At 64.5% G+C, this 24,701-nt stretch carries 24 protein-coding genes and 1 pseudogene; 13 read left to right on the forward strand and 12 right to left on the reverse strand.

Annotation, left to right across the window (positions count from 1 at the left end):
- Positions 1-12 precede the first annotated feature (12 nt).
- From EQ874_RS01990 to EQ874_RS02010, 5 genes are read right to left on the reverse strand one after another with little or no spacing between them, the layout of a single operon-like run.
- On the reverse strand, positions 13-846 hold the full coding sequence (locus EQ874_RS01990) for an HAD family hydrolase (protein WP_129975921.1): 834 nt from the start codon (positions 844-846) through the stop codon (positions 13-15).
- A gap of 8 nt (positions 847-854) precedes the next feature.
- Positions 855-1,961, reverse strand: a complete 1,107-nt coding sequence (locus EQ874_RS01995) for a cysteine protease StiP family protein (RefSeq protein WP_129975238.1) — start codon at positions 1,959-1,961, stop codon at positions 855-857.
- On the reverse strand, positions 1,958-3,253 hold the full coding sequence (locus EQ874_RS02000) for a phosphoribosyltransferase family protein (RefSeq protein ID WP_129975240.1): 1,296 nt from the start codon (positions 3,251-3,253) through the stop codon (positions 1,958-1,960). Before EQ874_RS02000 ends, EQ874_RS01995 begins: the two co-directional genes overlap by 4 nt.
- Positions 3,250-4,407, reverse strand: a complete 1,158-nt coding sequence (locus tag EQ874_RS02005; protein ID WP_129975923.1) for an HpcH/HpaI aldolase/citrate lyase family protein — start codon at positions 4,405-4,407, stop codon at positions 3,250-3,252. Before EQ874_RS02005 ends, EQ874_RS02000 begins: the two co-directional genes overlap by 4 nt.
- 29 nt (positions 4,408-4,436) lie before the next feature.
- Positions 4,437-5,558 (reverse strand): hypothetical protein, encoded by a 1,122-nt coding sequence (locus EQ874_RS02010; RefSeq protein WP_129975925.1) that lies wholly within the window; start codon positions 5,556-5,558, stop codon positions 4,437-4,439.
- A 293-nt stretch (positions 5,559-5,851) separates the two neighbouring features.
- Between EQ874_RS02010 and EQ874_RS02015 the strand changes: the two genes are divergently transcribed.
- The 4 genes from EQ874_RS02015 (at position 5,852) to EQ874_RS02030 (ending at position 9,205) form a co-directional block, all read left to right on the forward strand.
- Complete coding sequence (locus tag EQ874_RS02015) at positions 5,852-6,427, forward strand: TerD family protein (protein ID WP_016932207.1); 576 nt, start codon at positions 5,852-5,854, stop codon at positions 6,425-6,427.
- Positions 6,428-6,529: 102 nt separating this feature from the next.
- Positions 6,530-7,636 (forward strand): DUF475 domain-containing protein, encoded by a 1,107-nt coding sequence (locus EQ874_RS02020; RefSeq protein ID WP_016932206.1) that lies wholly within the window; start codon positions 6,530-6,532, stop codon positions 7,634-7,636.
- A 121-nt stretch (positions 7,637-7,757) separates the two neighbouring features.
- Positions 7,758-8,417 carry a tellurium resistance protein gene (locus EQ874_RS02025; protein ID WP_129975242.1) on the forward strand — a complete coding sequence of 220 codons (660 nt, stop codon included), beginning with the start codon at positions 7,758-7,760 and terminating at the stop codon, positions 8,415-8,417.
- 539 nt (positions 8,418-8,956) lie between these two features.
- Positions 8,957-9,205, forward strand: coding sequence for a hypothetical protein (locus EQ874_RS02030; RefSeq protein WP_129975244.1), 249 nt, complete (start codon positions 8,957-8,959; stop codon positions 9,203-9,205).
- Between the two features lie 1,069 nt (positions 9,206-10,274).
- On the opposite strand, the gene EQ874_RS02035 is transcribed toward EQ874_RS02030, so the two are convergent.
- From EQ874_RS02035 to EQ874_RS02065, 7 genes are all read right to left on the reverse strand, one after another.
- Positions 10,275-10,841 (reverse strand): hypothetical protein, encoded by a 567-nt coding sequence (locus EQ874_RS02035; RefSeq protein ID WP_129975246.1) that lies wholly within the window; start codon positions 10,839-10,841, stop codon positions 10,275-10,277.
- Complete coding sequence (locus tag EQ874_RS02040; RefSeq protein ID WP_129975248.1) at positions 10,838-11,089, reverse strand: hypothetical protein; 252 nt, start codon at positions 11,087-11,089, stop codon at positions 10,838-10,840. The genes EQ874_RS02035 and EQ874_RS02040 overlap by 4 nt, the downstream gene beginning before the upstream one ends.
- 450 nt (positions 11,090-11,539) lie before the next feature.
- Positions 11,540-12,730, reverse strand: coding sequence for an XdhC family protein (locus EQ874_RS02045; protein WP_129975250.1), 1,191 nt, complete (start codon positions 12,728-12,730; stop codon positions 11,540-11,542).
- 15 nt (positions 12,731-12,745) lie between these two features.
- Positions 12,746-13,402, reverse strand: a complete 657-nt coding sequence (locus EQ874_RS02050) for an SRPBCC family protein (RefSeq protein WP_129975252.1) — start codon at positions 13,400-13,402, stop codon at positions 12,746-12,748.
- Between the two features lie 35 nt (positions 13,403-13,437).
- Positions 13,438-15,795, reverse strand: coding sequence for a xanthine dehydrogenase family protein molybdopterin-binding subunit (locus EQ874_RS02055; RefSeq protein ID WP_165369176.1), 2,358 nt, complete (start codon positions 15,793-15,795; stop codon positions 13,438-13,440).
- Positions 15,792-16,268, reverse strand: a complete 477-nt coding sequence (locus EQ874_RS02060; protein WP_129975256.1) for a (2Fe-2S)-binding protein — start codon at positions 16,266-16,268, stop codon at positions 15,792-15,794. Before EQ874_RS02060 ends, EQ874_RS02055 begins: the two co-directional genes overlap by 4 nt.
- Complete coding sequence (locus EQ874_RS02065) at positions 16,265-17,122, reverse strand: xanthine dehydrogenase family protein subunit M (RefSeq protein WP_165369177.1); 858 nt, start codon at positions 17,120-17,122, stop codon at positions 16,265-16,267. The genes EQ874_RS02060 and EQ874_RS02065 overlap by 4 nt, the downstream gene beginning before the upstream one ends.
- 593 nt (positions 17,123-17,715) lie before the next feature.
- Between EQ874_RS02065 and moaA the strand changes: the two genes are divergently transcribed.
- The 9 genes and pseudogenes from moaA to EQ874_RS02110 all read left to right on the forward strand — a co-directional run bounded on the left by moaA (position 17,716) and on the right by EQ874_RS02110 (position 24,665).
- Positions 17,716-18,726, forward strand: a complete 1,011-nt coding sequence (gene moaA / locus EQ874_RS02070; RefSeq protein ID WP_129975260.1) for a GTP 3',8-cyclase MoaA — start codon at positions 17,716-17,718, stop codon at positions 18,724-18,726.
- A 13-nt stretch (positions 18,727-18,739) separates the two neighbouring features.
- Positions 18,740-18,985 (forward strand): MoaD/ThiS family protein, encoded by a 246-nt coding sequence (locus tag EQ874_RS02075; RefSeq protein ID WP_129975927.1) that lies wholly within the window; start codon positions 18,740-18,742, stop codon positions 18,983-18,985.
- 15 nt (positions 18,986-19,000) lie between these two features.
- Positions 19,001-19,413, forward strand: a pseudogene (locus EQ874_RS02080) (molybdenum cofactor biosynthesis protein MoaE).
- Between the two features lie 322 nt (positions 19,414-19,735).
- Complete coding sequence (locus tag EQ874_RS02085) at positions 19,736-20,290, forward strand: aromatic-ring-hydroxylating dioxygenase subunit beta (RefSeq protein WP_165369178.1); 555 nt, start codon at positions 19,736-19,738, stop codon at positions 20,288-20,290.
- Positions 20,291-20,326: 36 nt separating this feature from the next.
- Positions 20,327-21,736: a Rieske 2Fe-2S domain-containing protein gene (locus tag EQ874_RS02090; RefSeq protein ID WP_129975262.1), complete on the forward strand. Its 1,410-nt coding sequence runs from the start codon at positions 20,327-20,329 to the stop codon at positions 21,734-21,736.
- Positions 21,733-22,371, forward strand: a complete 639-nt coding sequence (locus tag EQ874_RS02095) for an isochorismatase family protein (RefSeq protein WP_242496597.1) — start codon at positions 21,733-21,735, stop codon at positions 22,369-22,371. Before EQ874_RS02090 ends, EQ874_RS02095 begins: the two co-directional genes overlap by 4 nt.
- Positions 22,368-23,636 (forward strand): NADH-ubiquinone oxidoreductase-F iron-sulfur binding region domain-containing protein, encoded by a 1,269-nt coding sequence (locus EQ874_RS02100; protein WP_129975265.1) that lies wholly within the window; start codon positions 22,368-22,370, stop codon positions 23,634-23,636. Before EQ874_RS02095 ends, EQ874_RS02100 begins: the two co-directional genes overlap by 4 nt.
- Positions 23,633-23,848, forward strand: a complete 216-nt coding sequence (locus EQ874_RS02105) for a ferredoxin (RefSeq protein ID WP_242496598.1) — start codon at positions 23,633-23,635, stop codon at positions 23,846-23,848. The genes EQ874_RS02100 and EQ874_RS02105 overlap by 4 nt, the downstream gene beginning before the upstream one ends.
- A gap of 43 nt (positions 23,849-23,891) precedes the next feature.
- Complete coding sequence (locus EQ874_RS02110) at positions 23,892-24,665, forward strand: SDR family oxidoreductase (protein ID WP_129975267.1); 774 nt, start codon at positions 23,892-23,894, stop codon at positions 24,663-24,665.
- Positions 24,666-24,701 lie beyond the last annotated feature (36 nt).

Here is a 24,701-nt window from a genome sequence, read left to right on the forward strand (position 1 = left end):
GCGCCTTCTACTCTACGAAGCGGCCGGAAGACGAGCGGATCGGGCGAACCAGGCGAGGATCTCCTCCCCGGCCGTGACGCCCGCAGCGCCGGTCACCGACACCGTCGGGTGGCACCAGTCCATCAGTTCGAGTTCGCCGTGACGAGGCCGGATCGCGGCATCTGCGGCCTTGAGCATCTCCGCGTCGAGCGCGCCGTCGCCCGCGGCCAGGACGGGCGCATCGTCCGTGAGCACCCCCCGATCTCGGAGCCTGCGGCGCACCTCCGCCACCGCGCGGCTCTTGCACACGCTGTTCGGCATCGTGTAGATCTTGCGGCCCTGCTGCGACGCGTTCCAGCCCCGCGCCGAACACCAGTCGTGCCAGTCGTCGAGGAATCCGGCAGGTTGCGCTGCGACGTCGACGACGAGATAGCAGAACAACTCGTCGGCGATGCGGAACTTCGACACCCAGTCCTCGGAGATGCGACTGCGCAGTTCGGTCGTGATCTCGTCGAGGCTCGCGCCCCCCTCACGTACCGCCGACTCCACGGTTCTGCGCCAGCGTGGGTCGAGATGTCCGTCCTCGAGGATCGACCCACCGTTGCTCGCGATGGCGTACCGCCACGGGCCGCCGGGGAGGTCGATGCGGCGGAACTGTTCGGGTGTGCGCGTGGTCGTCGGTACCACCGCCGCCTCGTCGGCGAGGGCACGTAGTTGTCGGGCTGCGCCGTCGGTGACGTACGACAGCGGTGCACCTTCGTAGTACTCGACACACAGCAGGTCCTGCGTGGCGAACTGGTCGCCGGTCATCGCGGCGCGCGAATAGATGAGGGTGCGGTCGAGGTCGGTGGCGACCAGTGCAGGCACAGGGGTGTTCACGGCAGGTCCTTGATCAGTCCCATACAGGAGTAGGCGAGGTCCGGGACCTCCTCGACGGGGACGTTCCGGGCAGCCGCGAGCATGCGGATGTGGGCGTGTTCGTCCGACGTGATGTCGCGCACCAGCACCTTCCAGGGAACGCGGCGCAACAGCACACGAGTCGTCTCCCCGACACCGGGTTTGACGAAGTTGACGCTCGAGATTCCGTACTGTGCCCGTACTCGTTCGACGGACTCCCAGCCGGCCCAGGTGGGCGTGCGGTCGGAATCGAGCACCGCCCGTGCGGCCGAGTCGACGTCCCCGCACGTGTCGAACTCCGCGGTCACAGCGTCGAGCAAGTGATTCGACACGTCGTCGGAAGCCAGCTCGGAGTAGAACTTCGCCCCGTGGAACTCGCCGGGGCCGATCAGCGTGTCGTTGAGGACCGTCCGTGACACCAAGCCGGAGACGGTGGAGTTCAGGCAGGCCGAGGCGATGAGGAAGTCGTCGCGCGTGCCGTAGGTGCGTACGCAGTGGCCGGGGTCCGCGAGCACGGCGAGATCGTCGGACAGGCCGGGGCCGCCGCGCGCGGCGTATTCGGCGAGGGCGGCGGACAGTTCGCGTGCGATCGCGCCCTTACCGGTCCAGCCGTCGACGAAGACGACGGATTCGGGGTCGTGTCGCTCGGTAACGTAATCCAGGGCAGCGCAGTCGATTCCGCGCCCGCGAACGATCGATGCCGTGTAGTGCGGCAGCGACAGGCCGTGCCGACGCAACGCCCACCGGCGGATCAGGATGCCGATGGGGGTGCCCGCCCGCGCGAGCGACACGAGGGTCAGGTCCGTCCCGCGTTCGGCGAGAAGCAGTTCGGTGACCGTGCCCACCGCATGCGCCAACCGGCCGGCTGTCGTGGCCAGTGCCTTGTCGAACAGTTCGCGATAGGCGGCGTCGGGTTGGTACTCGATCGGCAGGGACTCGGCGTAGTGCGCGAGACCCGCCTGGATCCGTGCCTCGCGTTCGGCGATGTCGCCCTCGAGGTCGACGTGGGAGAGGTTCTTGAGCAGCCACGTCACCTCGTCGGGTGCGTAGGAGCCGAACTCGGGTCCGGTGAGCGGCACGGTCATGAAATCTCCCTGTGGGTGCGCAGCACCGTCGGATCGGTTGCGGGCACGACCGCGACGAGGACGTCCTCGCCGGCTGCGGTGAGCACGTCGAGAACACCTCCCGGTGCGTGGAGGCGGTCGGTGTCGGCGGGCGAATCGATCACGAGGATCAACTCGGGCCGGATCTCGGTCGGGGTGGGCCACTGCGCGTTGTAGAGATAGCGCGGCACCTCGTTCTCGAACTCGGTGTCGATGTGTTCGGGTGCGGTGAAGCGGAATCCGCGACGCAGCGGATATCCGTCGACGTCCATCACGTAGGCGGGGGATCGGGTGGTGGTCTGGAACCGCGTGGGCGTGCCGCGTTCGGTGAGTGCGTCGGCCAGCCGGAGCGGAAGGTACATCAGTTCCTCGTGTCCGATGACGACGGCAGGTCGCTGTGCGTCCCGCACATCGGTGATCGTGTCGGCGAGCGTTGCCAGAGCCGTGTCGAATCCCTCTGCGTCGGTTCGCAACATCCCGTGCCGGCCACCGTCCGGCACGTGCGAGGGCCAGGGTGCACGAACGAACCGGACGTCGCCGCGTCGATCACCCTCCGGATTGAGGGCAGGTTCGGGCAACGACGCGACCCGCGCGACGAGATCGTCGGGCACGACGGAGTATCCACTCGCCAGGCTCACGTGTTCGATGGTCGCGCCGAGTTCCGCTGCGACCTCCTCGGTCCGGAGGCGGTCCTGCTCCGAACGCATGTCGACGAGGGAGGCGAGCACGTACCGACCGCGAGGACGGTCGCGGTGCAGTGCGCGGATCGCGTCGAGAGCCGTTGCTCCCGTCGAGATCTCGTCGTCCACGAGAACGAGCGGCGCAGGGTTGGCGAACAGCGCGCCGGAGGTCGGTTGGAGCAGGTGGAAGGTGGCGTGCGAGTGCCCTTCCTCGAAACCGGTGAGCACCTCCGCTCCGGGGACACGCCGCCGCGTCGAATGCAGGTAACACGCCGCGGCGAGGGCTTCGGCCACGCAGTGGCCCAGACCCGTTGCCGTCTCGGCGAACCCGAGAACGACTGCATCGGACGACGCGTCGCCCAGCAGCCCGGCGACGAGCTCACCGAGACGGCGGCCGGCACCGCGGACCACCGCGGGCTCCGTGGGGATGTGCTTACCGAGCACCGTGGAGACCAGCAGGTGTGCTCGACGCGGATTGCGTCGCAGTCCCGGCCGGACGAGTTCGGGCACGGTGTATCCGCACGACGAGTCGACGTGTTGGAACGCAAGGCCGAGCTCTGCTGTGGCCCAAGGAGTATCGAGCAGGTAGGTCATCGGTCCACCAGCGCCGTCAGCAGGTCGACGAAGGTGATCCCCTTGCGCGTGACACCGAACACCGACGCGCGCACCAGGGTCTGCTCGGCCCAGGTGCGGTGCGGGCGGCGTTCGTTCATCTTGTTGCCGTATCCCGATGCCTGCACACCCCCGTTGTCGCGATCGAGGATGTCGGTCGCATCGTGATACTCCTCGTGCGTGACGGCCGACAAGGCGTGCACCGCAGCGACATGCGACGGGTGGATGACCGTCTTGCCCTGGATCCCGTTGGCCCGGTCGAGGGCGATCTCGCGCAGCAGGCCGTCGAGATCGCGGCTGACGAGTTGCTGGCGGAACAGCACGGCATCCTGTTCCTCGAACGGTGTCGAACGCAGCATCGGCCGAAACATGCGCTCGTGGTCGGCGAAATACTCCCAGACGGGTCCGGTGATGACGAAACCCGTTCCGTCGGTCCGTCCGAGATGGTTCACCACATCGGCGATCACATCGACGACGACCCGCACGTCGTAGATCGTCAGGTCGCGGTCGCGCCGGATCCCGAAGGTGGCACACATGTCGGTCGCCCCGAGCCGGACGGCAAGGATGCGGTCGCGGTGTTCGGCGAGAATCCCGGAGATCGCACGCAACTCGTCGTCCCGGGTCTCGCGATGCACGACCTCCGCCGATTCGATGACGGGCATCGCATAGAGATGGCGGCCGAGCAGGGCCGATGCCGCGGCGACCGCCTCGAGGAAGGCGGGACCGGTGCGTGCGGTGAACTTCGGCACCACGAATCCGGTGAGCACGGTCTTGCCGGCGCCGAGCATGGACGCCACCCGCTCGATGCCGTCGGCGGTGCGCACACGAACGAACAACATCATCGTCGACGGTCCGTTCGCGGCGAGGGCGTCGAGGGTCGCGACGGCGTTCCGCAGGCCCTGCTCGACTTCGTCGTCGGCGACGGCGTCCTCGAGGTCGAGCACCATCGAGGTCACGCCTTCGGCGCCGCGCCTGGTGATCGTCGCGACGAGATCACCGCGCGTCGCGGGCACATACAGCGTGGCACCGAGAGCGGTCGCCAGACGGTCGCGGTTGTCGCCGTGCCCGAACGGCTCGGGACGGTGCAGGAACAATTCCTCCGACGTCGCGCCGTCGAGATGCCGGAAGTGCTGCATGGCGCGCACTTCGGTAAGCGTGGCCCCCCTCATACGTTCTCGGTCCGTCCTCTCATTCGATCGACCACTCCTGCGATGAAGGTCGACACCGCATCCAAATCTCTGACGTAGGCCCAGTAGTCGGGGTGCACACCGGTGAGTGCGTCGACGGCCCGGTCGATCCGGCTCAACTGCGAGTCGAGGACGGAACCCCATTCTGCGGCCAGTCCGCGTTGCACTGCCAGGTGTTGTGCGTCACGGAGACGGAACCGTACCTCGTCGACCTTGGCCCCCGGATTCTGCCGGACGGAGCGCAGGGTCGCGAGTCGTGAGGTCACGGCGTCGACCAGTTCTTCGGCGCGGGACAGTTCGGCGCGGATCGCCGCAACCAGCGCGAGCGCGTCCTCGGGCCTGCCCTCCTTCGCTGCCGCGCGAGCGTGCGTGAGCTGGTCTTCCGCGCGAGCGAGAAGCTCTCGCGCCCGCGTCTCGTTGCCGGACAGATCCGCGGAACTGGCGGCGTTGAACTCCCTGAGCAGCGCGGAGAAAGCGGGCGCGAGGCCCTCGGCTCGTGTCCGGACTGCTCCGAGCCGGGTGGTGACCGAGGCGAGGGTGCGTGCGGCCTCGTCGCGGCGGCCCGGAGCCTGCGCGAGCGCGGTGCGGAGGACCGCCGTCGCTTCTTCGACCCGAAGGGCGGCCGTGCGGGTCGCGCCCACTCCGTGCGCCGCATCGAGACTGTTCAGCGCCTTCTCGAGTGCGTCGGTGGCCGCGCGCACCGATGGATAGTGAGCAAAGGCCACGAAGTCGGGTTGCTGCGTCGCGGCGAGAACGCCCTGCGCTTCGGTGCGTATCCGGTGCGCGAGCTCGGGCACGGTGTTCGCCACGGCCGTCATGTGCTCGAGGTGACCCTGATTGTTTCCGAAGAATTCATCAAGTGTTCGTATTGCTTCGGAAATCTGGTGCAACGCCTGCTCGTAGGCGGGCGCAGGAGCGAGCGGTCGGTCCGGATCCGTCACTGCCAGCTGAAGATACGTCTCCCCGGCGCGATAACACACCTGCCGGATCGGATCCCACTCACGGAGCAGATGCCGTTCGGGTTCGAACTCGTGGGATGCGGCGACACCGGCCTCGATGACGGACTGGCGCTTGTCCATGTCGAGGAACGCCGCGACCATCGCATCGTGTGCACGACGAGCCGCGGGATCTTCCGCATATTCCCCGCCGAACAGGCGGCGCGTCCATCGGCTCGCCACAGAACCGAATGGTACTGGGCGCACGTCCACCCGGCCGACGCGTCGCCTTTCCGCCGGTCGGAACCGTGGTCCGTACGTCTCGGGGAATCAGTGCACGGGACCGGGCATAGTGGATATGGGCGTACCCCACGACAACAACTAGTGTGGGGAGACACGCACACCGCGCGTGCCCTACACCGGTACGTCGACCGTTGGAACGATCGAAAGGACCCCGCATGGGCGTCAGCTTGACCAAGGGCGGAAACGTCTCCCTCACCAAGGAAGCTCCGAACCTGACGGCAGTGTCCGTCGGCCTGGGCTGGGACGTTCGCACCACCACCGGCACCGACTTCGACCTCGACGCCAGCGCCATCGCGACCGGGGCGGACAAGAAGGTCGTCTCCGACCAGCACTTCGTCTTCTTCAACAACCTCAAGTCGCCCGACGGCGCGATCGAGCACGTCGGCGACAACCGCACCGGTGAGGGCGAAGGCGACGACGAGGTCATCAACGTCGACCTCGCCGCCACCCCGGCGAACATCGAGAGCATCTTCTTCCCGGTCTCGATCTACGATGCCGACGCCCGCAGCCAGTCGTTCGGCCAGGTCCGCAACGCGTACATCCGCGTCGTCGACCGCGCGAACGGCAACGAACTCGCTCGCTACGACCTGACCGAGGACGCCTCGACCGAGACCGCCATGGTGTTCGGCGAGCTGTACCGCAACGGTGCGGAGTGGAAGTTCCGTGCCATCGGCCAGGGCTACGCGTCCGGCCTCGCGGGCATCGCTCGCGACTACGGCGTCAACGTCTAGTTCGTCGCTCCGGTTCCGGCTTCGGTCGCCGCACCGAAGCCGGAACCGATCTGCAGTAACCACCCTGCAACGCCCTGATTCCGATTAGAAAGGCCACGCTTCGTGGTTCTGCGAATATTCGGTCCGTCGATGGTCGTCACCGTTGTCTCTCTGGTGGTGGCGTTCCTCTACGGCGGCCCACAAGCTCTGTTCCTCTGCGTGATCCTCGGCATCCTCGAGGTCTCGTTGTCGTTCGACAATGCGGTCATCAACGCCACCGTGCTGCGGCGGATGAGCGAGTTCTGGCAGAAGATCTTCCTCACCATCGGCATCCTCATCGCCGTCTTCGGTATGCGTCTGATCTTCCCCCTCGCGATCGTGTGGATCGCGTCCGGGCTCGGTCCCATCGCGGCACTGGACCTGGCGCTCAACCCGCCGGCCGACGGCGCCGCCTACTTCCCGGACGGCAGCCCCAGCTACGAGACCCTGATCACCGACGCGCATCCGCAGATCGCAGCGTTCGGCGGCATGTTCCTGCTGATGCTGTTCCTGCACTTCATCCTCGAAGACCGCGAGATCAAGTGGCTCGAATGGCTCGAGCGTCCCCTCGCGAAGGCCGGCAAGCTCGAGCAACTCGAGGTTGTCGTCGCGACGGTGCTGCTGCTCATCACCGCCACCGTCATCGCCCCGGACGACAAGGTCTCGACCGTCATGATCGCCGGCGCACTCGGCATGATCACCTACATCGCGGTCAACGGACTCGGCGAGATGTTCCACATCCCCGAGGAAGGCGAAGAGACCGGCGGCGGCCCGAGCGGCCTCGCCAAGGCCACCGGTAAGGCCGGCTTCTTCCTGTTCCTTTACCTCGAGGTGCTCGACGCGTCGTTCTCGTTCGACGGTGTCATCGGCGCCTTCGCCATCACGTCCGACCCGATCATCATCGCCCTGGGCCTCGGCTTCATCGGCGCGATGTTCGTCCGCTCGATCACCATCTTCCTGGTGCGCAAGGGCACGCTGTCCGACTACGTGTACCTCGAGCACGGTGCCCACTGGGCCATCGGTGCGCTGGCACTGATCCTGCTGTACTCGATCGGTACGCACGTGCCGGAGGTCGTCACCGGCCTGGTCGGTGTCGCCCTGATCGGTGCGGCGTTCGCCTCGAGCATCTACCGCAACCGCAAGATCGCGGCGCGGGAAGGCGAAGATGCTGTGAAGACCACCATCCCCTGATCTTCGACAGTTCGAATCACATGCCGATGGAGCCCTCGATCCGACATCTCGGATCGGGGGCTCCCATCGCTTTTCCGTATCACACGCGCATTCGCGCAGCCACTCCCACGAAAGGCTCGACATGGCCATCGACTACAACAAGAAGCCCGAGCAGAACGCCGGCGGCATCAACCTGAGCAAGATCAACCTCACCAAGGAATCACCCACCGTCAGCCTCTCCAAGGCCGGATCGGGCCGAGGTGTGACGCGGGTGAACCTCAACTGGTCGCGCGGTGAGCAGAAGAAGGGCTTCCTCGCGAAGCTCACCGGCGCGAGCGGTGGCGTGGACCTCGACCTCGGTTGCCTCTTCGAACTCGCCGACGGTTCCAAGGGCGTCATTCAGGCCCTCGGCAACAGCTTCGGCGCGCTGAACACCGCGCCCTACATCCACCTCGACGGCGACGACCGCACCGGTTCGAGCACCGGCGGCGAGAACATGTCCGTCAACCTCGAACGTCCCGAACTGTTCAAGCGCGTGCTGATCTTCGCGATGATCTACGAGGGTGCCCCCAACTGGGCCGCCGTGGACGGCGTCGTCACCCTCACCCCGCCGTCCGGCCCGCAGATCGAGGTTCGCCTGGACTCGCCCAACAACGGCGCGCGGATCTGCGCGATCGCGATGCTGCAGAACACCGGGCAGGGCATCACCGTCCAACGCCTCGTCCAGTACATCGACGGCAGCCAGTCCGACCTCGACCGCGCCTTCGGGTGGGGCATGCAGTGGCAGGCGGGGCGTAAGTAGCTCTACTGCGGATTTCCCGGTCGAAGGAGCGGGGCACAGGAGATCCCGTCGGCGCGTGCCGGCGGGATCTCGGTGGTTCCGACGTGTGCCGCTCCTACGGGGTACCAGGGCCGGCCGGAGACTCATCGAGGATCACGCATTCCTGACAGACACGGCCAGGGCCTGTTGAGAGGACACATCGGAACTGGTGTGTTTCGCGATAAGGGCCTAGCCTCGACATCGAGGGCACCATCCGGAAAAACTTGGCGGCGTAGCGAAGGATCCGCCGGACCCCGATGGTTCCGGCCTCGTCGCTCATGAGCCATCAACCGAGGTTTCCGCGGATGCCGGCGCCCATCCGGTTCCGCGGAGTGGCCGCGCGCCGTAGAGCGCCCTGAACACTCCGAATCCGGAGATCTGATGAAGTTCCATTGTCACACAATATATTCGGTCCCTCGTGTGCATGTGCCCGGATCATTGTCCGGGTGTCAGCGTGTCGTCGCCCTCGATGTGGGTGCCGGTTCGAGGGGCGCAGGCGGTCCCCCGGACAGGAGACCGGGGTGAGCGACTGGACCTGTCGAGTGAGCGCTTCGATCAGCCGTCCGTTGTGCTCGGCGCAACTGCTGTTGGTGTTGGCCGACGGAATGAGCACCCTCGAAGTGCAGACCCGGGCCCTCGAGATCGCCCGCGATCATTACGGCCCCGATGCCGGCATCGACGAGGTCTGCCCTGAGGACTGGGCGCAGGTTCGTCCCTGGCCGGATCTACCGACGGGGACCCGCCAGGCTCACTGCTCACCTGCTTCGTAGTGTCGCCCGACCTCGCATGCACCGTCGACGGTCGTGTCCTGCGTCGAGGTGCATCTGCTCGGGTGACGGTTCATCACGCCTTTCGTCCTGTTACGGTTCTGTTCTATTCTGTTCGCGCGCAACCGTTCCGGACGCCCCGTTCACCCCGCTCGCACTCCGCGATTTGTGAAGCAAGCATCTATGTTTACGATCCGCTGCCGGGGGTACACGGACCTACCCAGGCCGGTCTATCCGGATAGCTCAGCTCGGGGAGGCATCGCCAGTTCAACCCAGCAGCTGGCGATGCCGTCTTCGACACCCCGGTGTGCATCGACCTTGTCCACGCATGACGACGCGCGCTGCCAGGACCGCCCAGCAGAAAGTTCGCTCGTATCTTCTCGGTGACCGGAGGCGGTGCTGTTCGGCATCGGCGCCCGATCCACGGGCATTGCGACGAACCCGACGGTTTCACACGTGAGGAGAAACCATGGGTTTCGTGTACTACATCCTTCCCGACCGCCGTGAAGCCGGATACGGAGTCGCGGCCGAATGCGACGAGCCCCAGTGTCACCGGCCGATCGACCGGGGACGGGGGTATCTGTGCGGAGACAATCCCCTCGGGTGCAAAGAAGACGACGAGGCGGGATGCGGCAACTACTTCTGCCTGCTCCACCTGCCCGATCACCGGTGTCCGGTGCCGGCATGCGGTGTGCGCTGCGACGACGAGTTGCCGTGTTCGCTGGTGCGCGGGCACGATCGGACGCACCGGACCACTACCGCCCGGCCGGGCACGCGTACACCTCGACGCTCACCCCCGCATCGCCCGTGAACAGCTCGCACCGGCGGATTTGTTCCGATCGTTCCTTCTCTCGTCATCCCAGCCGGACCTCGGCGACTGCGCGGCGACTGTCGGGGCTATGACTATCCATCAAGAACACGTCGAGGAGGTCGGTCTACGGCAGGGGGACGTCCATCGGTGATCTGACAGCGACAAGCACCGTGGTCGGCTGCCGCGTCGTCGGCCGGCCGGCCACCGCCGATAGTCGTGTCGTCGGCGCGACATGTCGGTCATCTGCCGAGGCGCACGCCATCAGGCTGCGGAGCCGATCGACGTCCGCAGCGAAAAGAGGCGATCGACACTCTTAGTTGATATAGCGATGGGTATAAGCGAGAGGCAGGCGCGGGCGTGCATTGCACGCAGTGCGCATAATGCATGCGTTGCGCGCATCGAATCCGCGTCACGCAGGAAAAACTCCACGGGCGCGGCGAGGCCGATCCGGCGAGGTTCGGCGGGTCGGCCGACCCGGTGAATCAACCCGGCGCAGGAGACGGCGCTGTAAAGAAGCTGCTCGTAGATGGCATCCACGTACGGACGTCTGGCCGAGTCGCCGTTCGAGCTGGTCGATGCGCGCAGCGAGATCATTGGTGGCCGCGGCGGTGACACTCTGCTTGCCCGACGGAGCATCAGGCTCGAATGTAGCCCGGCAACTGCTGCCCGAAGACGCGTCGAGGACAGTCGAGTGGTGGGCACGAACGCGACCGAGGTGCCGAGCACCTCAGCCATCGTCGGGCCGATCGGTCCGGGCACGGCGAGTAGCCCGAGCACGGCGAGGATTCCGACCGCCGCGACCGCCACCGCCAGTCGCCGACGTGTCATGATCGCGGCTCCGGCGAGTCGGTATCGGTGTGAGGTGCGCTCTCGTCGCGGCGAGGCCAGAATGCCCACAGCACCCTCGCCGCGGCGGCGAGGGTGATCGCGCCGAGCACATACGGGTTCGACAACCACACCACGACTGGGGCTGCGCCGGGGATCGACCACAGCACCTGCCATACCTCCCGGACCCGGTACAGGCCCGGACCGGGGATGTCGGCGCCGACCGCACCGAGGACACTGTCCGATAACAAACCACATTTTTGATAAAGCTCAGGTGTCGAAGATGCTGCGACGGGTATTCGCTGAGTGAGCGTCCGACGCCGGACGCACATTCGATTCCACACTGCACAGGAGGAATACTCATGCTTCTCGGATCTCTCGTCCTGACTCTCGGCGGCCTGCTTGGAGCACTGGGCATCGTGCTCTGAACCCGGGGTGCGGTCATGAAGCTCGTCCGCTACGCCGCCGACTTCGTAGTCCTCATTCCACGGCCAACGCGCCGACGCAGAAGCGCTGTGGGACGAGGTCGGCGTGGTGCTTGCACCGATGGGCCTACACCTGTCGACCGAGAAGACGAGGATGCGTCACATCGATGAGGGGTTCCGACTTCCTCGGCTGACGCATCCAGCGCTGTGCTCGGCGGAGCCGGACCTGCAAGAAGGCGATCTACACCTACCCGTCGAAGAAGTCGTTGGCTTCGATCATCGGCAAGGTGAGAGTGCTGACGCGCCGTGCAACACATCGAATGCTCGCGGACCTGCTGCGCCGGTTGGATCCACGAGCGGGTGCGGTTCGTACTGTCGGTGGATCGGTCCACTGCAGTCCTGCAGTGGACGACCGGTGCCGCCTCGCCGAAGTGTGATGACCTCGGCGAGGATAGAGATCGCGGTTTCCTCGGGGGTGGCGGCGCCCAGATCAAGGCCGAGCGGCGAACGGAGCCGGCACAGTTCCGCCTGGGTTACACCTGCATCCCGGAGGCGCCGCATCCGGTCGTCGTGTGTGCGACGACTGCCCATCACTCCGATGTAGCACGCCGGGGAACGCAATGCCACCTCAAGTACCGGGACATCGAATCTGGGGTCGTGCGTGAGGACACAGATAATCGTGTTATTCGTGATAGCAGCATTTTCCAAGAACTGGTGCGGCCACTTGACGACTATCTCGTCCGCCTCCGGGAAACGCACCGCGGTGGCGAACACCGGTCGCGCGTCGCATACCGTCACTTTGTAGCCGAGGGTCTTTCCTGTACGGACGAGTGCCCCGGCGAAGTCGACAGCTCCGATTACGATCAGATGCGGTGGTTGGGCGATCGACGACGTGAATACTGTCAGGGTACTTTCCGCGCACTCGCCATCTTCGCCGAAGGTGAACGTTGTGGTCGCTGCGGTACCGAGTCGATGCTCAGCCTGTCGTGCGACGGACTCGTCCAAGGGTGGAGTGCCGCAGCTCCCGGCACGTGAGCGCACCGTCACCACCATGGACCTCCCCAGCGTCGGCCCATCGGTGATGACGGTGGAGACGGCGACCGGTTCGTCCGCAGCGAGTGCTTGCTGTAGAAGAGCGATGCCGGGCAGAGCGTGGATGCCAGCGGGTTGCACGAGGACTTCGATGGACCCGCCACACATGAGACCGAGGCCACCTGCCTCGTCGTCGTCGACAGAGTACCGGCGCAGCGTCGCGACCGAGGTTTGCATGACCTCGGCCGCGACGTGGTAGAGATCGCTCTCGACGCATCCGCTCGATATATTGCCGACGACGCTGCCCTCGGCGGAGAACGCCATCATCGTTCCGGCAGGCAGAGGAGTCGAGCCTGACGCCGCGACAATCGTAGCGATGGCGCAGTCGGTTCCGACGTCCTGCCAAGCGGCGATCTGGTCTACTACCTCACGCATTCGAAACGTCCGATCCTAGCTCTGGCGCCGCGGCCGCGACAGGAAAAGCGCAGTGACGATTGCCAGCAGCGCTGCGAGACCGATGGTGATCATCCGCTCCCGGCTCGGGGCCAGCACACCTACCAAGTCGAGCGGCTCGTTGTCCGGTGCCGGACGTACCGGTGCGACAGTCGGGGTGGGTTGTGCGGTGGTCGGAGCTGCGAATTCGGCGGGAGTCGGTGCGCTCTTGTCCTCGTCCAGAGCCGCGGCCAGGTTCTTCGCGAACTGGCCGACAATCTTGGAACCGATATCGTCGAGAACGCCCCGGCCGAACTGGGCGGGCTTACCGGTGATGGCCAGGTCGGTTCCTACCCGCACATCGGTAGTGTCGCCTCTCGGGATCATCGTGAGGGTGATGGTGGCCTTGACAGTGCCGGTACCGCGGTTCTCCTTGCCGGAGCCCTCGATGACTACGCGCCAGTTCTCCTTGTCGCGCTCGATGAAGCGGCCCTTCATCTTGTAGGTCATCTGGATGGCGCCGATCTTGACCCGGATGCGTCCGGTGAACTCGTCACCGTCGATCGAGTCGAGGGTCGCACCGGGCATACACGGCGCGACGCGTTCGACGTCGAGGAGAAGAGTCCATGCTTCGTCGACCGTGCTAGGTACACTGAATTCGTTTTCGAAGATCATTTTTTTTGCCTGTCGGATGGTGAGGGGGTTCCTGGTTACCGGGTCAGTCCGGCTTTGTCGAGCAGACCCCAGATACGGCTGGGGGAGACCGGAAGGAAGCTCAAATCGGCGGCAATTTCCGGTACCGCAGCCGCCACGGCGTTCACGATCGTGGCCGGTGGCGGAATGGTGCCGCTCTCGCCCACTCCCTTGAAGCCACCCGGGGTGATGGGGCTCGGACTCACGAAATGTGCCATCTCGATGTCGGGTACGTCCTCGGACATCGGCAGATTGTAGTCGAGATAGGTTGTGGCCAAGGGCTGTCCGGCGTCGGAATACGGTGCCTCCTCGAGGAGTGCGCTTCCGATTCCCATGGCGACGCCACCGATCATCTGCCCGTTGACGAGAAGGGGGTTGACGGTTGTTCCGGCGTCGTGCACGAGCCAGTAGTTCTCCAACCTCACCTTGCCGGTATCCAGATCGACCGCCACTTGGGCAGCGTGCGTGGCATACCCGTAAGTGATGCTGGCCGGATCGTATTCACCGAGTTCCTCGAGTGCAATGGACTCACTGTCCCCACGCCCCCAACCCATCCACCCGCGGTGGGCGACCGCGGACCAACCGATGGTCCGAGCGCCGTCGGATGTGCTGAAATCGTTTCCATCGAAGATGATGTCGTCGGTGGCGGCTTCCAGAGCGGACGCTGCAAGGACCATCATCCGTTCCCGCATCCGGGTGGCCGCCTTGAGCAGGGCTGCACCACCGATCACCACGGCGCGACTCGCCTGGGACGCCATGTTCGAATACGGAGAGACCAAGGTGTCACCCAGTTGGACCGAGATTCGAGACATGGGGATACCGAGGGTGTCCGCTGCAATCTGCGCCAGGGCCGTCTCGATGCCCTGTCCGACTGAGGTGACGCCGGAATGTACAGTCACCGAGCCGTCCTCGTTGACCCGGACCTTGGTCGAATCCCAGGTGCTCCAGTTGATACCGAACGCCTGAGTGAGGGCAGTCGGCGCGAAACCCGTAATTTCGGTCATCGACGAGAAGCCGATGCCACGGCGGACGCGTTCTTCCGAAGACTGCTGCGCTCCGGAGGTCATTTCCACCGCGAGCCGCAGAGCCCGAGGGTAGTCCCCGTTGTCGTAGGGCATCTGCAACCGCGTGACAAAGGGGAGTTCCTCTGAAGACATCATGTTTCGCAGCCGCAGTTCGATGGGATCGATGTTCATGACCCGGGCTGCTTCGTCGACCAACCGCTCCCGAACGAAGGTGGCCTCCTGCATTCCGTAACCGCGGTAGGCACCGGTGGGAACGCAGTTGGTGTACCACGCGGCAACCGTGGTGGCAGCCGCCTCGTAGTGGTAGGGACCTTCGACCATCAGCCCCGCGACCTGGAACGGTCCGGTGCCTCCGGTGCCGGTGCACGAGTAGGCACCCACGTCGCCGTGCAGGTCGACATGCAATCCGAGGAACTTACCGTTCTCGTCCAGAGCCAGGCGGGCTCGATCGTGTTGGCCGCGACCGTGGTAGCTCGCTACGAGCGCTTCGGATCGGTCCTCGATCCACTTGACGCGGCCACCGATCGTTCGGGCCGCCAGACACACCATCGCTTCGTCGGGGAACAGCAAGGTCTTGAGACCGAAGGCGCCACCGACATCGGGGGCGATGACGCGGACCTGATCCGCTCGCAGACCGAGGGTCTTGGCCACTTCTTGCCGAACCATGTGGGGAACTTGGGTACTGGAATGAACGGTGAGCTGTTCGACAGCCGGGGTCCATTCGGCTACGAGTCCTCGCGGCTCCATCGAGTTGTGGCTGATCCGCGGGATGGTGAACTCGCGGTCGATGACGGTGTGGGCTCGTGCGAAGACTTCTTCGAGAGTCTCGATCGGGTCACCGAAGTGGATCTGTCCCACGCAGTTCGAGCCGAACTCGGGCCGCACCAGGGGGGCATCCTCGGCGCGTGCATTCGCGATCGATACCACCGCGGGGGACTCCTCGAAATCGAGTTCGATGAGTTCGAGTGCGTCCTCTGCCTCGGCGCGGCTGCCGGCCACGACGATCGCGAGCGGTTGTCCGACGTAACGGATGGTGCGGGAGAATAGTGCCACCTCGGTTTCCTGCTGCCCAGGGATGAGCCACGGTGCCGGAACCGGTGCGAGTCGGGCCTCGAGTTCGTCCGGTCCCAGGATCAGTCGCACAAATGGTTCGTTCTCGGCTTCGGACGCATCGAATCCGGTGATCTTTCCTGCTGCGATGGGACTGCGTAGCACTGCTGCGTGGAAGGTGCCCGCTTCGGAGATGTCGTCCACATACCAGCCGTTGCCGCGAAGCATGCGGTCGTCCTGGATGCGTGTGACGGGGGCTCCGATCAGTGAGGAGCGGCCGTCGGTATCGGTTGTGCTCATTCGTGTGCCTCCATCCAGGTCTGGCGGATTGCTGCCCGGATCCCTGAGTAGCCGGTGCATCGGCAGATGTGCCCGCCGAGAACTTCGGATTCGGTTTCTTCGACGCTGCGTCCCTGGCGCTGGGCAGCGGTGACACTCATCAGGATCCCAGGCGTACAGAAACCGCACTGCAGACCGTGATTCTCTTTCATCGAGGTCTGGAAGCTCGACAGTTCGTCACCCTCGGAGAGTGATTCGACGGTCTCGACGGACGAGCCGTCGACCTGGACCGCGAGCATCAGGCACGAACGGATCGGTGTTCCGTCCACCAGGATGGTGCAGGCACCACAAACGCCCTGTTCGCATCCCACATGAGTTCCGGTCAATCCTCGATCGTGACGGAGAAAGTCGCTCAATAATTCACGCACCGGGACGGTACGCGTGCACTCCACCCCATTGAGGGTGAAGGTGACGGAGCGTGTGTGATCGGTCATTTCTGCTCCTCGTCCAGTTCGGTCAGTGCACGTCGCACGAGGGTCCGAAGAAGGCTGCGGCGAAACGCGGCAGTGCCGTGGATGTCGGTGGGGGGATCGACCTCATCGCCGGCTGCCTCAACGGCGTCCTCGATAGTCTCGGAGATCGTGTTGCCTCGAAGCGCCCCTTCGAGTTGGTGGAGACGCTGGGGGACATCTGCTACACCGGCACCTGCCGCGCGGACGTCGGATATCAGCCCGTTGTCGAGGGTGATACCGAGGCAGAGGCCGGCGAACGGAAAATCACCTTGGCGACGGGAGATCTCGTCGTAGACGAAGGTCATGCCCCGTCGGATCGGAAAATCGATCGAGACGATGAGCTCGTCGGGGGACTTGGAGGTGGCGAACACCGACTCGAAGAAGTCCTCAGCGGCCACTGCGCGCGATCCGCTCTGCGACCGGAGGTTGATCGTTGCCCCGAGTGCAACTGCCACGGTGGGCATCTCGGCGGAAGGGTCGGCGTGGCTGAGCGTCCCGCCGATCGTGGTGCGCGCCCGGATCTGTGGATGAGCCACGTAAGACGCCGCGGTGCCGAGGACCGGCAGTGCCGAACGAATCGCTGGATCGTTCTCCAGCGTGGCGAGACGGACGATCGCACCGGTCGAAACAGTGGTCTCGGTGATGGTGATGTCGCCGAGTCCCTGCACGCGGTTGATATCGATGACCAGATCCGGCCTGGCGAACCGCATGTTGAGCAGAGGAAGGAGGCTCTGCCCTCCCGCGAGGATCGTCGCACCCTCCTGAGCGTCTGCGAGAAGGTCGAGTGCTTCGTCGACGGTTCGGGGTGCCTCGTATTCGAACAAGGGTGGTTTCATGGCTGGCCTCGGGTTGGGATTCAGGGACGCAGAACTGGCCCTACGTAAGGTAGTTTCGACTGCAGGTGCGGCTCCGTTCTCCGGTTCCCCTGCGTGCTTGAAGCGGAAGCCCGAAGTCGGTCCCGGCCGTAAGCGCCGCTTCGAACTGGCTGCGTTCCACGTAGGAGGCGAAGTAGGAGCATTGGTGTGATCTCGACCCGGCGGGGTCATCGTGTGTCGCCGCTCGGGCTCTCGTGGTGGTTTCCTCCTGAGTGGCAGTTAACTGTATACATTTGTGGTCGTCAAGGGCGTATCAGTAACGATGCCGGTGCGCTCTGGGTGATGAAGACGTCTGCGGCCGAGGGTATTTCGGCATCTCGTCGATGGGCACGGAAGCGTCCGTCGTCGACGTCTCCGGGTCGCCATCCGTATGATTGGATCCACTTTAGTATACAGTTCTGAGAGAAGGAACACCTCGTTGTTGCTGTGACCAGAAGGACTGCAAGATGGTGAACAGTCTGCTTCGGTGTACCGCCCCGGCATCTCGAGATGCCGAACTTGCCCGACGGGCCGATCAAAGCTTCCTGGGTCTGCCGACGACCAGGGGCGGAACAATGATGACCGGCCGACCCGACGTACCGGGACTTCTCGACCGGTTCGGCAGGGTCGCTCGGGATCTGCGGATATCGGTCACCGAGAAGTGTTCGCTACGTTGCACCTACTGCATGCCTGAAGAAGGCCTGCCCGCGATCCCCCGCGCGCAACTTCTGACCGCTGACGAGATCGTCCGCCTCGTGCGAATCGGAGTCCACGAGCTGGGCGTCGAAGAAGTCCGATTCACCGGCGGCGAACCCTTGATGCGCCGCGATCTCGAAGAGATCGTCGCCGGTTGCGCCGCCGTAGTGCCTCGGACGCCCCTGGCGATGACGACGAACGCTGTCGGTCTCGAGCACCGGGTCAGAGCGCTCGCAGCAGCGGGGTTGACGAGAGTGAACATTTCTCTGGACACCGTCAACCGAGACCATTTCGCGCAACTGACCCGACGTGATCGGCTGCCATCGGTACTGGCCGGAATCAGGGCCGCCACCACAGCCGGCCTGGACCCGGTCAAAGTCAACGCTGTGTTGATGTCCGACACGCTCGACGGGGCCGTTGATCTTCTGCGCTGGTGTCTCGACGAAGGGGTACACCTACGATTCATCGAGCAGATGCCTCTCGACGCCGAACACATGTGGGGCCGAGCATCGATGGTGTACGCCCAGCGTCTCCTCGAGGTGCTCGCAGAACGTTTCGCTCTGGCTCCGGCAGGGCGTGAAGATCCTTCCGCGCCGGCGGAGGAATGGTACGTCGACGGCGGGCCGGCGACGGTCGGCGTCATCGCCTCCGTGACACGCAACTTCTGCTCCATGTGCGACCGCACCCGCCTCACCGCCGAGGGCACCGTACGTTCCTGTCTGTTCAGCGACGACGAAATAGACCTGCGTGCCGCCATGCGGGGCGGCGCCGACGACGGTGAGCTCGCCCATCTCTGGCGCGGGGCGATGTGGAACAAATCGGCAGGGCACGGCATCGACGAGGCGGGTTTCGAACCACCCCAGCGGAGTATGGGAGCTATCGGTGGATGAAGACGCAGCACACATCACGGTCACTGTGCGATTCTTCGCAGCAGCGGAAGAAGCAGCCGGAGGCGGCGAGAGCACCGTGTCATTACACGCCGGTGCGATGCTCGGCGACCTCCGGGAGGCCCTCGTTGCACGGTACGGCCCACCAATGGAGCGAGTGCTTTCGGTCGCGGCGTTCCTGCTGGACGACGACCTGACTCGCAATCTCGAGACGCCCGTCGCTTCGCGTGTCGACGTGCTCCCGCCGTTTGCCGGTGGCTGAAAATGTAAGGACATCATGGTGATCAACTCACGTGCTTTCTTGGCAAAGATCTCCTCGGAACCGGTCGACCCGGCACTGGCGGAGGCCGTGGTTACGGAACCCGAACACGGAGCGGTGATGCACTTTACCGGAGTCGTGCGCAACCATGACGGTGGGAAGGCGGTCTCTGCTCTGGATTATCGAGCGCACCCCGACGTGCCGCGATGTCTGGAACGGTGCTGTACTCGAGTGGCTGCCGAGACCGGGTTGCAGGTCGCGGTCGTACATCGGGTCGGGGAGTTGGCGGTAGGGACATCGCGCTGGCCGTGACTGTGGCAGTCCCGCACCGTGCTGCCGCACTTTCGACATGCGCGACCTTGGTCGACAGGATCAAGACAGAAGTGCCGATCTGGAAGCGACAGATATACGCCGAGGGAATCTCGGCATGAGCCGGAGTATGACCACCGCGTAGTCGGTATCGAGCAGGAGTTGAAAACACCCCGCAGTGACGGGAGCAGCTGCAGGCTACCTGATGTTTTGCGACACCGGAAGTCAGCGGGCCTGGTTGGGGGTGCTTCTTTGTCCGTGGGGGATCAGCCGATCGTCGGTGCCGGCAGCGTGGGGTTCGAGGGGTGTAGGTCACGCGTCGGGGAGGTTCGTCCGAGGCGTTTTGTGTCCATCAGGAAACATTCCGGATTGGGACTTGCGGTGTGAGCTCTCCCACGCCATGATAAGTGCATCCAAAAATGTATCCAGTTCTGGAGGTGCTTGATGGTTGCTCCGTATGCCCCCGAGGAGACGACCCGTCCTCTTTCGGTGACCGACCCTCGCCATGGCGAAATTGTCGACTTCCTGCACTACGAAGCGGAGTTGCTGGACGATCTCGACGAGCGCAAATGGCTCACCGAACTGGTCAGCCCAGATATCGTCTACCAGGTCCCGGTCCGGGAAACCGTCGAGCGAGCGCGGGGTCGCGGATTCCACTCGTCCACTTTCCATCTGGACGAGACGTACGGATCGCTGAATTCTCGTGTGACCCGCGGCGAGACGAAATACGCCTGGGCCGAGGATCCGCCGTCGCGTCTGCGCCACTTCATCACCAACATACGGGTACGACCGCATGCAAGCGCGGATCCGAACTTGTTGGAAGCCAGAAGCAACATGCTGATCTATCGCACACGTCAGGAACAAACGACTCCGCAGTTGCTTTCCGGTGAGCGGCACGACGTGCTCCGCCACGAGGACGGTCGTTGGCGGCTACTGCGACGAGTGGTTTACCTCGATCTCAGTGTGATCGGTACCCACAATTTTTCCCTCTTCTTCTGACGACCTCGTTCCCCCTGAAGCCAGGAAGTGCAGCCCATGAATCCTGTGACGAGCAGTGGCAAGACAGAGACACAACCGTCGCCGAACCTGCCTCCGAAGGTCCGTGAAGTCATGGACCGCATCGAATCCGGTCTACCCGACGGACGCATTCCCGCCGAGATCTTCGGAAACCCGGAAATCTACCAGTCGGAACTGCGACGGGTTTTCGGCCGCGCTTGGGTATTTCTGGCGCACGAATCGGAGATCGAGGCGAACGGCGACTATGTCGTCCGTAAGATCGGCGAGGATTCGTTCGTGGTGACCCGCGACGAACGCGGGAAGATTCACGTCCTGTTCGACGCGTGTCGCCACCGTGGTGTCCAGATCTGCCGCGCCGACTCCGGGAACTCATCCCACTTCCGTTGCCCATACCACGGGTGGACCTATTCCTCGGACGGCTCTCTGGTCGGAGCTCCGCTATGGAAGAACGCACTCAGGGGGATGAGCAAGGAGGACAATGGTCTCGCAAAGGCCGCGCAGGTCGAGACGTACCACGGTTTGATCTTCGCGACCCTCGATGCGTCGGCTCCGCCCTTGAAAACCTATCTCGGGGGCATGTCCTGGTACCTGGATCTCGTATTCGGTCTGGACAAGGACGGAGTCGAAGTCCTCGGTGCACCGCAGCGTTTCGTAGTCGACGCCAACTGGAAGTCGGGAGCCGACAACTTCTCCGGCGACGATTACCACCTCGGCACACTACACAAATCGGTGTGGAGTATCGGCGCCTTTCCGGTTCCGTTCAGCGAGAACATGATGGGATATCACATCCAGGCTTCTCCCGGGCATTCGCTGTCCTTCTCCATGGCCGAGTACGCCGACGATCCCGGGCCGAACTTCTTCGGGTTCCCCGACTCGCTCGCCGAGCACTTCGACAGTGTGAATATCTCGCCCGAGCAGCTCGAGGTGGCGCGCCGTTCACGTGTGTTCGTCGGAAATGTGTTTCCCAACTTCTCTATTCTCGCTCTGCCGATGACCGAGGACGGCGCACACCACGCACCGACTGGAATCCTTACTGTTCGTACCTGGCAGCCCAAGGGGCCCAACCAGATCGAGATCTGGAACTGGTTCCTCGGGTACAAGAACATGACGCGGGAGCAGAAGGATCGGGCGTACCACGCGGGACTCGGTACCTTCTCGCTCGGCGGTTCATTCGAGATGGACGATACGGAGCCGTGGTTGACCGTGTCGCGGACGGGTGGATCGGTTGCCAGCGAATTGCTCGGATTCGAGCTGAACTACGAAATGGGCTTGCCTGGAATCGGTATGGCTACACCGGTCTCCGACTGGCCGGGACCGGGGAAAGTGTACTGGACCCGCTATGAGGAAGGGGTCCAACGCAACTTGTATGCATTCTACGCCGACATGATGCGGGCAGAGCCCGGCGAGTGGCCGGAGTTCGAGTTTTGAGCGCCCTCGACGACGTCCGCGCCAGATATCGCGCCGGCGGCCTCCACGGGAGTCTGACGCCCGGACGCAATCCCGCTATCGTGGTCGTGGACCTGCAATACGGATTCACCGAGGCCCAGTACGGACCTGGTTTCTCCCTCGACGACGTCGTCGAGGCGACTCGTTCCCTGCTTTCGGTCGCCCGTGAACACGAAGTGCCGGTGTGGTTCACCACCATCGCGTTCCCCGCAGACGGGGACGGAATCGGCGCGACCTGGCTGACCAAGATGCCTGCACTGGCCGGATTGCGTGACGGCGACCGCAGCGTCGAGATCGACGAGCGGCTCGAGATACGCAGTAACGAGCGTCTCGTCGTCAAGCAGACGGCTTCTGCCTTTGCTTATACCGACCTCGCGCAGCAATTGCGTGCCGCCGGCGTCGACACGATCTTCGTTGCCGGCGCCACCACCTCGGGGTGCATCCGTGCCACGATCGTCGACGCGTGCGCCGCGGACCTACCCGCGTTCGTCGTCCGCGAATGCGTCGGAGATCGCGAACGCGCACCCCACGATGCCTCGCTGCTCGACATCGATGCCAAGTACGGCGACGTCGTATCACTCGGCGACGCACTCGATTTTGTCAGGGGACTATCATGACAGCTGCGATCGAATCGGTTCTGTACCGTGCCCCCTCGGTCGACACACCGGCCAGGACGGTCGCATCCACCCCTCCGCGCCTGGTCGTGCCGGGAGTCGAGGACGGTCACTGGGGCCTCCGGAACGAACTCGAACTCGGCTTCTTCGGCGGCCCCGTCGCTGGTTCTGTATTCCTGGCCGAGCTCGAGCGGGCGGGTTTGCGTGGCCGAGGCGGCGCCGGCTTTCCCGCGTACCGAAAATGGGAGGTGGTGGCCGCCGCGACCGGGCCGAAGGTCGTCGTCGCCAACGGCCACGAGGGTGAACCCGCCTCGAGCAAGGACAAGTGGTTGCTCACTCGTCGGCCGCACCTGGTCCTGGACGGGCTTCTCCTCGCAGCCGAGGTCGTCGGAGCCGACGAGGCAATCGTGTACGTCTCACATTCGGAAACCAAAGCAGTCGTAGATCGCGCCATCGCGGAGATCCGGGACAGTGGTCTCGTTCCCGAGGGGTTGCGGTTGCGTACCCATCAGGGTGAGAACACCTACGTTGCCGGTGAGGAATCGGCGGTCTGCCAGTCCATCAACGGTTTTCCCGCCAAACCGACCAGTAAGCCGCCGCGACCGTTCCAGGCGGGTGTGCGCGGACTACCGACACTGATCAACAATGTCGAAACCCTTGCTCACGCCGCGTGGATCCGCGTGCACGGGGCCACCGAATTCGCCTCGGTCGGTAGCGGCACGTCGAAGGGCACTGCACTGTTCACTCTCACCGGCGCATGCCGAACGCCGGGAGTATTCGAGATGTCCTTGGGTCGCCCGATCATCGATCTTGTTGTTGCCGGTGGTGGTGCCGACAAGCCCATGAGCGGGATGCTGATCGGTGGGTGGTTCGGAGGAATCCTCAGCGGTGACCACAGCGACCTGCTGTGTTGTTACGACGCGGTGCGTGCCGCCGGCAGCGGACTGGGCTGTGCAGCAGTCACTGTTCTCGGTGCTGATGACGACATCGTCATGCTCGCAGGAGAATTGAGTGCCTGGTTCCAGCGGGAATCGGCGATGCAGTGCGGCGTGTGCGTCAGTGGTACGACAGCGGTGGCACGCGCGTTCCGGCAGGTGCTCCGCGGCGACGCCGATCCGGTCCATCACGAAAATCTGGTGCGGTGGGGGCAGACGACCCCGGGCCGCGGAGCCTGTGGCTTCGTCGACGGTGCGTTCACACTTGCTCGCACGGCTGGGGTCGAACTCGCTCGTCGTGCCGAGGCCTCGACAAAGGAGACGCGAGGATGAACGTCATTTCCACCACCCTGAAGGTGGCAGTCGACGCTACCAAGTGTGACGGCTACGGCATCTGCTTCGACGTGTGTCCGTCGGTATTCACGTCCGACGAATGGGGTTACGCCTCGACCGTCGGGGACGGCACGGTGCCTCGAGAAGACCACGACAAGGCGATACGCGCGATCTCGCTGTGCCCCGAACAGGCGATACGCGAGATCACCTGATCTCTTTGCTTGATATCTACCACTTACTTTCGAAGGAGTTATCGTGTATCTAGGTCTCGAGAAAGGCGTCGCGCTGGTGACCGCCGCGTCTCGCGGGATCGGCCGTGCTACCGCCGAGCGGCTCGCCCTGGAGGGAATGACCGTCGTCGTGTCGGCGCGTAGCGTCGGTTCGGAGACCGAGAACATCGGTGACGGGTGCATCGTTCCGATCGAGACCGACCTCGCCGATCCGGAGGCCACCGCCGCTCTCGTCGAGACGGTAGTCGACAGGCACGGCAGACTGGACGTTGCGGTGCTCAACACGCCTGGCCCCCGAATCCAGCCGACTCTCGAGCTGGAGTGGTCGGACTGGCAGGCTGCACACGACCTGCTGCTCCGGCCGGTCGTTCAGCTTGGAACCGCCGCCGCGAAGGTGATGAAGGCGCAAGGTAGTGGTTCGATCGTGTTGCTGTCGTCGACCTGGGTGCGTCAGCCTGCGCAAGGCGGAGTCCTGTCCTCCGCTTATCGTTCCGCTGCCTCGGCATTCGTGAAGACGCTGGCCACCGATGTCGCCTCCGCCGGCGTGCGAGTCAACCAATTGATGCCCGGCGCGACCGGGACGGACCGGATGCAGGGCATTGTCGAGATGAAGTCCCGCAACAACCGCACCACCGTCGAGCAGGAGATTGCCAAAGTCGTACAAGACATTCCGATGGGACGGTGGGCCGAGGTCACCGAGATCGCCGATGCGGTCGCGTTCCTGTCCTCACCCCGTGCCGCGTTCATCACCGGCTCGACGTTGTCCGTGGACGGTGGAGCCGTCCGCGGCGCGCACTGACGAAGATCGGTCGTGCAGCTCTCGCCGGTGGTGTCT

The organism is Rhodococcus sp. Q1 (assembly GCF_004153645.1).
GTDB lineage: Bacteria > Actinomycetota > Actinomycetes > Mycobacteriales > Mycobacteriaceae > Rhodococcus > Rhodococcus gordoniae.

Coding starts and splice junctions, on each gene's coding strand:
- EQ874_RS01995 (WP_129975238.1), bottom strand. CDS start 1,961: ATGACCGTGCCGCTCACCGGACCCGAGTTCGGCTCCTACGCACCCGAC.
- EQ874_RS02000 (WP_129975240.1), bottom strand. CDS start 3,253: ATGACCTACCTGCTCGATACTCCTTGGGCCACAGCAGAGCTCGGCCTT.
- EQ874_RS02005 (WP_129975923.1), bottom strand. CDS start 4,407: ATGCAGCACTTCCGGCATCTCGACGGCGCGACGTCGGAGGAATTGTTC.
- EQ874_RS02010 (WP_129975925.1), bottom strand. CDS start 5,558: ATGGTCGCGGCGTTCCTCGACATGGACAAGCGCCAGTCCGTCATCGAG.
- EQ874_RS02015 (WP_016932207.1), top strand. CDS start 5,852: ATGGGCGTCAGCTTGACCAAGGGCGGAAACGTCTCCCTCACCAAGGAA.
- EQ874_RS02025 (WP_129975242.1), top strand. CDS start 7,758: ATGGCCATCGACTACAACAAGAAGCCCGAGCAGAACGCCGGCGGCATC.
- EQ874_RS02035 (WP_129975246.1), bottom strand. CDS start 10,841: ATGACACGTCGGCGACTGGCGGTGGCGGTCGCGGCGGTCGGAATCCTC.
- EQ874_RS02045 (WP_129975250.1), bottom strand. CDS start 12,730: ATGCGTGAGGTAGTAGACCAGATCGCCGCTTGGCAGGACGTCGGAACC.
- EQ874_RS02050 (WP_129975252.1), bottom strand. CDS start 13,402: ATGATCTTCGAAAACGAATTCAGTGTACCTAGCACGGTCGACGAAGCA.
- EQ874_RS02055 (WP_165369176.1), bottom strand. CDS start 15,795: ATGAGCACAACCGATACCGACGGCCGCTCCTCACTGATCGGAGCCCCC.
- EQ874_RS02060 (WP_129975256.1), bottom strand. CDS start 16,268: ATGACCGATCACACACGCTCCGTCACCTTCACCCTCAATGGGGTGGAG.
- EQ874_RS02065 (WP_165369177.1), bottom strand. CDS start 17,122: ATGAAACCACCCTTGTTCGAATACGAGGCACCCCGAACCGTCGACGAA.
- moaA (WP_129975260.1), top strand. CDS start 17,716: ATGATGACCGGCCGACCCGACGTACCGGGACTTCTCGACCGGTTCGGC.
- EQ874_RS02085 (WP_165369178.1), top strand. CDS start 19,736: ATGGTTGCTCCGTATGCCCCCGAGGAGACGACCCGTCCTCTTTCGGTG.
- EQ874_RS02090 (WP_129975262.1), top strand. CDS start 20,327: ATGAATCCTGTGACGAGCAGTGGCAAGACAGAGACACAACCGTCGCCG.
- EQ874_RS02100 (WP_129975265.1), top strand. CDS start 22,368: ATGACAGCTGCGATCGAATCGGTTCTGTACCGTGCCCCCTCGGTCGAC.
- EQ874_RS02105 (WP_242496598.1), top strand. CDS start 23,633: ATGAACGTCATTTCCACCACCCTGAAGGTGGCAGTCGACGCTACCAAG.